Below are 12,402 nucleotides of genomic sequence, written 5' to 3'. Positions count from 1 at the left end.
TATTCTACAGAGTTTTACTGCTTTTTAACAGCGGCGCTTACGCCCGTTGATCACAGTTGTGTGCAAGCAACATCAATTCCCGTAGTGCTACTGAGAACTTAGCAAAGTCATGGCTTTGCGAAGTTTTAAATTCGCTAAGCATTTGTTGCCAGCGATGCAATACAGCATTATTTGCTTCCATCCACGCGTCAATTTGCGCATCCACATCTTGCTCTTTGTCATCGAAGCTACGCAGTACCACATCAGTTAATGTGCGTTGCTGCCAATCGAGCTCTTCGCGATAAGATGCACGCGCCAAGGCTTGCCAATGGTTTTGCACTGGCTGATGAGTGATTTGCGTTAAGAACCAGTGCAAGCCCATGCGCGCACCCAGCTTGAAGTAGGTGTTTGACACCAAGGCTGTGTTGCGCTCGGTTTGCGCGGCCACTTCGGCCAAGTCCATGGTGGAGAACAAGCTCGATAGTGACACAATACGCATCGCCAATTGAGCAGGTACGCCTTGATCGGCCAGGCTCTTGGCGTTTTCGCGGATTTGCTCGCTCTCATCACTTACCATGTAGCTGTGTAAGTTATCCGTCAAGTCTTTAAAACAAGGCGCAAAATGAGCGATGGTTTGCTCAATAGTCCATGCTTTATTACGGTGACGTAAGAACCAACGTGTTACTCGACGTACAGTACGACGTAGCTGATACAGCATTTCTGTTTGCACTTCAGCATCTATCTTATTGTCGAGCGCTTCGATTTCCGACCAGGTCTGCGGCATATCGAAAATCTCGCGAGCAATGGAGTAACATAAGGCGATTTCAGCGTCTGATGCGCCCGTTTCTTCGTGCATACGCACCATGAAGTTTAAGCCCATGTCGTTGACGATGTTATTGGCCAACTTAGTAGCAATAATTTCGCCACGCAACGGGTGGTTATCCATGGCTGAATTGAACCGCTCACGCAGTGGTACAGGGAACGACTGAACCAGCAGCTGACGGTAGTACGGGTTCTCAGTGATCTCGTCGGTGACTAAGGTCTCTTTGAGCACCATTTTCGCATAGGACACCAACACTGACAGCTCTGGACGAGTCAAGTCTTTACCCGCAGCTGCGCGCTCAGCAAGCTCTTCGTCAGTAGGTAAGAACTCAATAGCACGATCGAGCTTACCGTCTTTTTCAAGCGCGTGGATAAAGCGGATCTTCTCTTTTAATGTCGATGCGCCCTTAGATTGCGTCACTGAGATAGTATGAGTCTGACGATAACAATCTTGTAGTACTAGCTCTGACACTTCATCGGTCATCGCGTACAACAGCTCGTCACGTTGCTTTTTAGTGAGCTCTCCTTCACCCACTAAAGAGTTCAGTAGGATCTTGATGTTCACTTCGTTATCAGAACACGCCACACCGCCCACGTTATCGATAAAGTCGGTATTAATACGCCCACCTTTGGCCGCAAATTCAATACGACCAAGTTGAGTAGCGCCTAAGTTACCGCCCTCACCGAAGATTTTCGCACCCAGTTCACCGCCGTTGATACGCAATGCATCATTTGCACGGTCGCCAACATCTGAGTCTGTCTCAGACTTAGCCTTGACATAGGTGCCAATACCGCCATTCCACAACAAGTCGACTGGCATCTTCAGGAGCGCTTTGATTAGCTCATTAGGCGTCATCGCCGCTTTCTTAGTACCCACCATCTTCTTGATTTCAGGCGTTAAGGTAATCGACTTAGCACTGCGGGCAAAGATACCACCGCCTTTGGAGATGAGTTCACTGTTATAGTCTTCCCAGCTCGAGCGCGGTAATTCAAACAAGCGCTTACGCTCGTCCCAAGATGTTGCAGCATCAGGGTTCGGGTCGATGAAAATATGCATGTGGTTAAAAGCCGCCTGCAGACGGGTATGCTTCGAGAGCAACATGCCGTTGCCGAATACGTCACCAGCCATATCACCGATGGCAACCGCAGTGAAATCGTTGTTCTGGCAATCAATACCAATTTCGCGGAAATGACGTTTAACAGACTCCCACGCGCCTTTTGCGGTAATCCCCATCTTCTTGTGGTCATAACCAATCGAGCCACCGGAAGCAAAGGCATCACCTAGCCAGAAGTCATATTCGCCAGCGATCCCGTTGGCAATATCAGAGAAGGTGGCGGTGCCTTTATCGGCGGCGACCACTAAGTACGGGTCATCTTCGTCATGACGTGTGACATTCTCTGGTGGAACAATGTCGCCATGTACGATGTTATCGGTGATATCAAGCAAACCACGGATAAAGATTTTGTAGCACTCTTGCCCTTCTTTAAAGAAGGCTTCACGCTCACTAGGCAGTTGCTTACAAACAAAACCACCCTTTGAGCCAACAGGCACAATAACGGTGTTCTTAACCTGCTGCGCTTTTACAAGGCCCAAAACCTCGGTACGGAAATCTTCACGACGGTCTGACCAACGCAATCCGCCGCGCGCTACTTTACCGCCGCGAAGGTGAACACCTTCAACACGTGGTGAGTAGACAAAAATTTCAAACGCCGGCAGTGGCAATGGCATCTCTGGAATCAAGCTTGGCTTGACCTTGAAAGAGATATACGACTTGAATACGCCGGTGTCGTCTTTCTGATAATAGTTAGTGCGCAGCGTGGCGTTGATCATATCAACGTACAAGCGAATGATGCGGTCATCATCAAGGTTGGCAACGTTCTCGAGCGATTCATACACCTGAGCAACGAGCTTCTCCAAGGCTTTTTCGCTGCCTGGTGCTTTCACTGAGAACTTTTTCGCAAACAGCTTCACGATTTGTGTCGCAATATCTGGGTAGTTAGCGAAGGTGCTTTCAATGTAAGTCTGCGAGAACGTCACTCCGATTTGGCGCATGTACTTGGCATAAGCACGCAAAATCGAGGCTTCGCGGCCCGTTAAGCCACCATTGAGCACTAAACGGTTAAAGCCGTCGTTTTCCAGGCGGTTATTCCATACATCGGTGAGCGCTTTTTGGAAACGCGCAGATACTTTGTCAAAGTCAGCGATCTCTTTGTTGTCGAGCAACATTGAGAAGTCCATAATCCAGTTCACTTGGCCGTCAGAGGTTTTTACCGCATACGGCGTTTCACCGATAACGCGTAAGCCAAAGTTTTCTAACATCGGCATCACGTCAGACAAATGGATAGGCTCGTCTTTGTGGAATAACGACAACCGAACAATATTCGAGCTCACTTCTTCTTGTGGGCGGTAGAACAACATCTCTAGTTTGTTGTCGTCATTGAGCAGCTCAAGTTTTTCAATATCAACCACTGCGGCACTTGGCAACACTTGGTCTTTGTATGAGCTGGCGAAGGCGTTGGCATATTTACGGTTTAATTCATTACCGCGCGCTTCGCCATTGCTGCCTAATAGCGCTGATTGTAGTTTGTCTTCCCAAGTACGGGCTGCTTCTACTAAATTATTTTCGATTTCTTTCACGTCGTAATCTACGTCACTGTTGTTGACTCGCACAATATAGTGGGTACGAGCAAGGCTGGACTCGGAGAAATAGGTGGTAAAGCTGACTTTCTCATCGGAGCCAAAGGCATCAGCAAGAATTTGCTGCGTTTCACGGCGCAGTGCAGTGTTATAACGCTCACGTGGCACATACACCATGCACGAGAAAAAGCGTCCGTAAGTGTCTTTGCGCACAAACAGGCGGCACATGTCGCGCTCTTGAATATGTAAAACCCCCATGGCCACATCCAGTAGCTCTTGTTCGCGGGCTTGTACTAGCTCATCACGAGGATAGGTTTCGAGAATATTAAGGACCGCTTTGTAGGCGTGGGTGCCCTCGGCAAAGTCGCTCATCTCTAGAACACGACGAATTTTCGACTTTAACACGGGTACATCGGCCGCACTGTTGTTGTAGAAACTGGATGAGAACAAGCCAATAAAGCGATCCTCGCCAATAACGTTGCCGTCTTTATCAAAGCGCTTTACACCGATGTAATCAATGTGTGCAGGGCGATGCACTCGCGATACCGAGTTGGTTTTCGTTAATACCAACAAATTATTGCTGCGTGCTTCTTTGCGTGCGATTTCTGGCATATTAGAAAGTAACCGCACTTGCTCTTCGTCAGAGTTCTTCATTAACCCTAGACTTGTGCCTTTCACACCGCTGAGCTGATGATCACCTTTTACCGGCTTAAGTTCGTATTGACGATAGCCCATCAAGGTAAAGTTATCGCTGGCCAGCCACTCTAGAAATTCAACCGTTTCGTTCAATTCGGTTTTATCGACATTGTGTGGACGCTTAGGGAGATCGTTAATCACATCCAGCAACTGCTGACGAATGGGTTGCCAATCTTCAACAGCCACCGACACATCATTAAGCACAGAATCAAGCTCTTCTTTAAACGCTTTAATTTCCGCGTCATCGGTCTGGCGATCGATTTCAATAAAGAACACGGTTTTGGTCGAGCTCGACTCTTGTTCCGCTTTTAAGTTTGAGAGATTAGTAATAGTGCCATCTTTATCGCGCTGAATTTTTAATGGCGTATGCAGTAATAAGTGAGAAGCGATGTTCGCGCGGTTAAGTGCCATGCGAACGGAGTCAACGAGAAACGGCATATCTTTAGCAATGATCTCGACAATGGTATGCGAGGACTGCCAGCCGTGCTTAGCAACTTCGGGATTGAATACGCGGATAACAGCATCATCGCCTTTTTTACTCTCTAACGAGTTCCAAAGGCTCAACGCTGCGCCGTAGAGGTCACTGTCGTTTCGGTGTGTCAGATCTTCATTCGACATGTTGCGATAAAGCGCCTTGGCGAATTTGTCGACCAGTGACACTTTGTCTGCGTGAACTTTGCTTTGAATAAGCTTGCTGACGTTATTAAGAATAACGGAAGCGTGACCATCATTTTGTGTCATTGTGTGTTCCTTAATCTATACCGCCTTGTGAACGGGTGACTGAATAGCGTGGAGTCAGTTAAATTCTAACGCTTTTACAGCTAATAAAAAGCCTTTTCGATGAAATCAGACCAATGATTTCAGCATGTTGGCATTCTATTCACAAAATATAGATAGAAATGGCCGGTTAAGGCCATTTCTGTACACAAGTATTCACATTATTTTTTCTGGTCAGACCAGAGAAAGGCACCGATTGCTGGCAAAATGAGCACTGCACCGAGCATATTCACCAAGAACATGAAGGTCAGCAAGATGCCCATATCAACTTGGAACTTCAATGCAGAGAAGATCCATGTGCTCACTCCCACTGCCAAGGTGATACCAGTAAAGAGCACGGCACTGCCCCGCTCTGCTAGTGCATTTCGATACGCTTCACTTAAGTGCACGCCTTGTTTGAGCTGAGTCATCATCGACGAGAGAATGTAAATACCATAGTCGACACCGATACCCACCCCCAGTGCAATGACGGGTAAGGTCGACACCGTTAGGCCTATTTCCAGCCCCACCATCAGCGCCTGCGCCAACGTTGAAACAATGTATAGCGGCAACACCACGGCGATAGTGGCGCGCAGCGAGCGGAAGCTCAATAAACACAATACAATCACCGCACCGTAGACGTACAGCATCATCGGCGTTTGCGCTTTCGATACCGATTCATTCGTTGCCGCCATCACGCCAATTGGTCCGGATGCCAGTCGGAATGACACTTTGTCTGTGCCAAATTCAGCACCGTATTCTTTCACTGCGGCCACTACGCGCTCTATGCTCTCGGCCTTGTGATCTTCCATAAAGATGATCACTGGCATCACCGAGCAATCGCCATTGAGAAGACCTGAGCTGGTTTCCACCCGTGAAGTTGCTTGCACGAGAGAAGCGCTATTGCGTGGTAGCGTTTGCCACTTCAAATTGCCTTCGTTGTAACCAGCATTCACGGCTTTAGCGACACTGGCTAAAGAAACACTGCTTTGCACCCCAGGGATATTATCCATACGCCATTGGAATTGGCTGATACGGTCCATCACTTCGTGCTCGGTACAAGCTGCTGGGTAGGCTTCGACAATCACTTTTAAGATATCGACAGATATACTGTAGCGATCGGAGATGAGGAAGGTGTCTTGGTTGTAACGCGCCTCCTCGTGCAGCGCCGGTGCCCCAGCGTGTAAATCGCCTATGCGCATGTTTTGTGACTGCCAGTAGCCAAATGCAAACAACACAGCGGTGCAAATTAAAATAGCCGTCGCATTTTTCTTGTTAGTGGTGGCAACCAACAATTCACGGAGCTTAAATAGCGCGTTCTTATTGGCATTATCGGCTTCTAGTACCGCGAGCTTTGAAAAGGTCAGATAAGACGCTATCACAGGCAACAGAAGCAGGTTAGTGAAGATGATCACCGCCACACCTAAACTGGCTGTAATCGCCAACTCGCGAATAATACCGATGTCTATCGCCAGCAAGGTTAAGAAGCCCACCGTATCCGATAGCAAAGCAATGCCGCCGGGGATCAGTAAGGCTTTAAAGCTTGATTGCGCAGCGGTTTTGGCATCACTGCCTAACTGCACTTTCTTGGCAATGCCGTTGATCATCTGCACACCGTGGCTCACGCCAATAGCAAATACCAAGAACGGCACTAAAATCGACATTGGATCAAGGCCAAAGCCAAGTGTTGATAGCAGCCCCATTTGCCAAACCACAGCAATAATCGAGCAGCCTATTGGCAGCAGTGTGAGCTTGAAGCTTTTACAAAACAGCCAGACCATCACTAAGGTAATTGCGATGGCGATAGCGAAGAAAAGAACCACGTCTTTGGCACCCTCAGCAATATCACCGGCCATTTTTGCAAAGCCGATAATATGGATGCTGACGTTGTCAGTGCTTAAAGGAGTGCGAATTTTACTCTCTAATTGCTCTGCAATATCAAGAGTGTCGAGCTTTTCACCGGTTTGTGGGTCAAACTCCATGAGCTGAGCGCTGACCATGGCACAGGAGTAGTCCGAGGCCACCATGCGCCCTACAACTTTGGCCTTTTCAATATTTTCTTTTACTCGTGCAAGGCCTGCTTTGTCGGCACTGAAGTTTGCAGGAATAATAGGGCCACCGCTGAATCCATCTTCAACCACCTCAACAAAGCGCGCGCTTGGAGAGTAAATTGAATTAACCAGTGGGCGGTTAACCCCAGGGATGAAATACAGTTGGTCGTGTACCGCTTTTAATTGGGTAAAAAATTCCGGGTTAAAAATATCGCCACGCGCATCACACACGGAAATGAGAATGCCGTTGGCGCCACCAAACTGCTTCTCGTGTTTGGTATACACCTTCATGTATTGGTGATTAAGCGGGATATTCTTATTGAACGACGCATCTAATTGCAGTTTAGTTGCCTGCCACGCCAAGGCCACGGTGGCGATAATAAAGGCCAAGATCACCCACATGCGATGGCGGAATAAACTGCGCTCTAATAATTCCACTAAAGTTTGCATGATTAGTTTAACTCCTTGGTTTGAATGCCCGCTTCCGTTGCTAGAATCAACTTACCAGCAAACTCCGCACCATCCATCACGGCTTTACCATCAGCGCGTTGACGCGCCTTGAGCTGGTTCTGTTGCATGTTTTCTAAGCGGTAAATCACAGCGGAGTTACCAAAAATATACACCCCACCCTTGTTGCTTTCGACGATGCTGTTCATGGTTGCTTGCTCTTGCGTACGCAGTGCTTGCCACTGGCCGCTTTCGCCTCGTTTAAATGCATTACCGCGTAAACCGGCAACCAGTATTTCGCCTTCGACCTCTGCAATATCGAAAAAGGAGCCATGATATATCTCCTGTTCCCGTTGCCAGCTTTGACCCTGGCTGGTGCTGTGCGCTATCAGTCCCATTTCACCTGCAATGTAAAGCCCTTTGGAAGTCTCAGCAATGCGGTTAAAGTGCGGCAAGATGGAGCTAGTTTCTATCTCATAACCTTCTGGATCGTTGACCTTCAAATCATTGAGGTAGTCCCTATCTTCGGGGTAAAGAAGGCTATCTAAAAAGCGTTTAGTCCAGTTTTGGCCACCATCTTTGGTCTCGAAGTACATTCCATAGGCACCCACAGCAACGCCGTTTTGCTTATCGAAAAAGTGAATATCCAAGCACGGTTTATCAAGATCAGGACGATACTGCAGTAACTGCCAGCTGGCGCCGCCATCGGTGGTGCCTAAGATGCTGGCATCGTGACCACATGCCCAGCCTTGTTGATTATCAATAAAGAACACCGCTGTCAGCAGGGTATCAATAGGACTGGTGGCCTGCTGCCATTGCTCGCCATCATCGCTGTATACAATGGTGCCATGTTGGCCAACGGCGATAACGCGTGATTCTGTTGTGGTGATATCGGTAAATAACGTGCGCGTGGCACTGTCAGCCTGATAAGCCGGTTGTGGTGTCTCTTGTTGCGCGCTGACGCCAAGGGGCAAAAGCAACACCGCCCAAAGCAAGTACTTCATATCTAATTGAGCCTATAGAGGGTTAACGTGAGAGCCTCAGGCCTGCAGCAGCAGACCTGAGGAGTTCCGAGGAGATTAACGGCGCCCTTCGCGACGAAGTGCATTAGATGTAAACTCATTGTCTTGGAACGACTCAGAGAAGTCGTACATTTTCTCTTGGTTATCTAAGCCAATAGCCAAGTAACGACGTGAGTTTAGGTCGTGATAAACATCCAACGTACTCCAGTGCGTTGGTACTTCGTAATAGTTCACACCGTGGGCCATGGCTACACGATACATTTGGTCGCGGTTATCGTATAAATCGGCGACCGAAATCTGCCAGCTGTCCTCATCGATGTAAAACACGCGTTTCTTATAAATGTGGCGAGTACCTTCTTTAAGCGTCGCTTCAACCACCCAGACGCGGTGTTTTTCATAACGCACATGTTCTGGATTAACGTGACCAGGTTTAAGAATGTCATCGTACTCTAGCTCATCGCTATGCAATTTATAGCTGTTATACGGAATGTACATTTCTTTTTTACCTTTGAGTTCCCAGTTATAACGGTTCGGTGAACCATTGAACATGTCGAAGTCATCGGTAGTACGCAAGTTATCAGACGCTGTTCCCGGTGCATCGTATGCAACATTAGGGGCACGGCGAACACGGCGCTGACCGGTGTTATACGTCCATGCTTGGCGTGGCGTGAGGATTTGGTCCATGGTTTCGTGCACTAACAATGCGGTGCCTGCAAGGCGCGCTGGCTCGGTGACACGCTGTTTAAATTTAAACAGAATATTCGACTCTTGCAGCTGCTCCGGTGTGGCCTCTGGATCCGAGTACTTCACTAACAACTGCTCATCAAAACCAATCAGGTTGTACGAACCCGAGGCTGTTGGCATGGCTTGACCACCATAACGACCAATCGATAAACCACGGTAGCGCAACAAGTGGTTCCACACCGCCTCTAAGCCGTTTTCCGGAATTGGAAATGGCACACCGATAGCGGTGTTTTTGATGCCGTTACCGCCTTCAATCAACTCCGCTTCAGTGGCATACTTCTTCGTTGCATCGTAATAAAACTGCGGGAAAGATGCACTACGGCGAGTCGGATAGATATGCATTTTGAAGGTGTCAGGGTACGCCTCAAATAAGGCTATCTGACCCGGGCTCAAGAATTCCTTGTGCTGTTCCAAGTTCGACTTATCAATGGTGACAAGGACCTGATCATCTGCATAAGGGTCAGGGTGATGCATCCCTTGCTCATAATTCTCTGGAGCTTTAGTAATACCACCATCCCAAGCAGGGATAGAGCCATCTTCATTACCTGCTTTAAGTGCACCAATAGGTGTCAAATCCGCGCCCAGGCGTTCAGCCTGCTCGGGTGTTATTTTTGCCTGTACTGCAGAAGTGGCAAAGATGCCACAAAAGGCTGCTGCAATGAGGGTAGGTTTAGTTAACATGCGTGTACCCTTTTAAATTGAATATTTAATATTAAACGACACAAAGTCTCGGTCTGAGAAGTTATTCGTCGCACCACCGCCCCAGAAAGAGCTATAGCCGACGTCGAAAGACCAAGTATTTTGATAATTAAAGTTCAGGTTAATCCCCAACGATTTTCTATCTTCAATAAACAAGTACATTGGGTCAGGTGTAATGCCATTGACGTCGTGGGAGAATACGAACTTAGGTGAAAAGTTTACGCCTGAGAAGAGATTGAAGTAATCCCCCTTGGCAATAAGACGATATCCCCACGCCGAAGCCGTTGGGAATGGATTTGTTTCTGGGCCATTGGAAAGCGCCATTTGCAACGCGGTATAGTCGGCCGCAGGTCCTTGAATGACGCCACTGCGTCCAGTCCCCGCCACATTCAAACGCAGCTCATCGTACTCTGGCATGTTATTAACACGCACCCCGCCGACTTCACCAACAACGGCCCAGCTGTCAGCACCTAGATAAGGGCCAAACAGGTGTGTGGCAGTGAATTGTAGCTGTGCCGTGTTGCGCAAGATATAACCCTGTGCCGTTTCACCTGGGCCTACAACCGAGGTCGCATCGCCTGGGCTCAACTGTGAAATACCCGCAAATTCTGGACGTAACCCGGCAACAGCTAGTTGCTCAGGCATACCGGCATATAGAAGCTCTACGTCATCCACTTGCAGTGGTTCATCCTGACGAAACGCAAATTCGCCTGAGAATGCGGTCTCGCCTAACGCCGTGTTAAAGCTCAAGCCATACAGTTTAATGTCTTCTGGATAGGCTAATACCGCTTTGGTAAACGCTTGCAGATCGGTGACGTTGTCTTCTGTGATTTCCGTCGTCGCCAACATCGCTAAATCATCGCCAATGGCAGTAAAGTCCGATACTTGTCCAGAGATAACTGGGCGGCGGCTATGATAATTGATGTAGTAAAGCGCTACTTCAGTATCATTGAAGTCAGGCATAAACATACCTAGGCGCAAACCATACTGGCCGCCATCATCGGGCTCAGTCTTACCTTTGTGACCTTTGCCTTTAAGTGCCACCTTAGTGGGGTATGCCAAGTACATATTAGCCAGTAACTGTTGCCCCGCTGCTGAATTAGGGTCAATACCCTGCGCCGCTGCGGCCATCTGCCAATCACTGCCAAGGTTGTTGAGGCTCTCGGTTAAAAAGGCAAGGTCAATATCTGGGTTGGAGGTGAAACCTAACTGTACGTTTTGGTTAAAACCGTTTTCCGAGGCAAAATCGTTGGTCGAGAAATAACTTCCCGATGCTGGTAGACGAGTTTCATGCCACTCGTACTGATAGAAACCTTCAAGATAGATGTTATCGGTAATACCTAGTGAGGCCCATAACATGCCGACGGGAATAAAGGCTTCTTTTACTTCAGCACCCGGTGCCTTCAGACGGTCGATATCTACAGGGTTAACATTGATACCATGTGATATTAGGGTACTTTCACCCCAGTTTACAACTTGTTGACCTAAACGCACAGAGAGCGGGTTGCGACCTTCATTGAAATCAAAATCGGCCCAAATGAAGGCATCAAGCAAACGAAAATCAGCACAGACTTGCTCTTTGGTTTCGTCATAGTCACAGGGATCAACCTGTTCTCCTGAGGTAGGATTGGTGTAAGCAAAGTCACCATCCATCAAAGCGAAATCATAAAAATACATGAAGCGCGAGAAGAAACCGTACATGTCGCCATTGATGGCTAACTCATGTGTGCCTTTTAGCTGCTGTGAAAAGGTATCGCCACTATCAAAGTTTAAGTTACCCGCATCACCATTATTAGAGTAAGCGCCAGGTTGGGCCCACACATCTGCAGATGAATAGATTGGATTCAAAGCGGCGTTATAACCGGTCCAGTCAAAGCGTGGATGGTTACTTTTACCTATGTTGGCGTCGAAGTTTCTATCTTCCGTACGAATGCTTTGTCCGTATGAAAATGTCGAGTCAAAGTTAACATCGAAGTCCCCGACTGTAAAACTGGCACTGTGTGCGGCGCTACTCATGCCGAGCATCGCTCCCCCTACACAGAGCGCTAAACGATGCTTAGCAAATAGTGGCTGTCTTATCATTGTTGCTTCCCCCCTTTGCGCGGGTAATTAAGATCAAGTTATTGTTTTTAGTGTAGTCTTATACATTAGAAAGGATACGCGAAATTTACAAACAATCTAGATTAATGGCCTGTAATAAGCGTTAATTTTCCTTTATCTGCGCTAATGGTATGACATCCTACCACTATTTTTATACATGACAATAACGTTAACGACAAATGCAATTTACAACTGTTTAAAAATAGCGCACATAAGCAGGTTGAATTAGTGAACGCGCTCTAAGCGAATAAACTTATTATTCGCATCCAATAACAAGCGAAAACGCCCACGGATGCCGATTTGTGACATATAGGGAAGCAGTTTGTTAGCCGGGAAACGAATTTTTCGCCCGGCGTCGTCAATGACTTGCACAGCAGAAATCCGGCCTTTGTAATAGGCCAGACACTGGCTGTAACTCATAGATAGCGTGAAATAAAATTCTTTAATC

Annotated in this window: 6 protein-coding genes; all 6 read right to left on the bottom strand. The window is 47.7% G+C overall.

The window, feature by feature from the left end; translation table 11 throughout:
• Positions 1–37: 37 nt before the first annotated feature.
• A complete protein-coding gene (locus FIU82_RS06890) occupies positions 38–4,876 on the bottom strand; it encodes an NAD-glutamate dehydrogenase (RefSeq protein WP_022943966.1) in 4,839 nt (1,612 codons plus the stop codon).
• A gap of 197 nt (positions 4,877–5,073) precedes the next feature.
• Complete coding sequence (locus FIU82_RS06885) at positions 5,074–7,392, bottom strand: RND family transporter (RefSeq protein WP_022943967.1); 2,319 nt, start codon at positions 7,390–7,392, stop codon at positions 5,074–5,076.
• A 2-nt stretch (positions 7,393–7,394) separates the two neighbouring features.
• Positions 7,395–8,393 carry a YCF48-related protein gene (locus tag FIU82_RS06880; RefSeq protein ID WP_152440677.1) on the bottom strand — a complete coding sequence of 333 codons (999 nt, stop codon included), beginning with the start codon at positions 8,391–8,393 and terminating at the stop codon, positions 7,395–7,397.
• Positions 8,394–8,468: 75 nt separating this feature from the next.
• Positions 8,469–9,836, bottom strand: coding sequence for a DUF1329 domain-containing protein (locus tag FIU82_RS06875; protein WP_152440676.1), 1,368 nt, complete (start codon positions 9,834–9,836; stop codon positions 8,469–8,471).
• Positions 9,837–9,848: 12 nt separating this feature from the next.
• Positions 9,849–11,936 (bottom strand): DUF1302 domain-containing protein, encoded by a 2,088-nt coding sequence (locus FIU82_RS06870; protein ID WP_022943970.1) that lies wholly within the window; start codon positions 11,934–11,936, stop codon positions 9,849–9,851.
• A 243-nt stretch (positions 11,937–12,179) separates the two neighbouring features.
• The gene (locus FIU82_RS06865; protein WP_026110974.1) at positions 12,180–12,401 is read right to left on the bottom strand and encodes a DUF2835 domain-containing protein; all 222 of its coding nucleotides are present in this window, start codon (positions 12,399–12,401) and stop codon (positions 12,180–12,182) included.
• Position 12,402: the final 1 nt, after the last annotated feature.

The sequence above is a fragment of the Pseudoalteromonas sp. THAF3 genome, from assembly GCF_009363775.1.
Lineage (GTDB): Bacteria > Pseudomonadota > Gammaproteobacteria > Enterobacterales > Alteromonadaceae > Pseudoalteromonas > Pseudoalteromonas ruthenica.
Note: the sequence above shows the minus strand (reverse complement) of the source record. Positions and strands in the feature narration are given on the sequence as shown.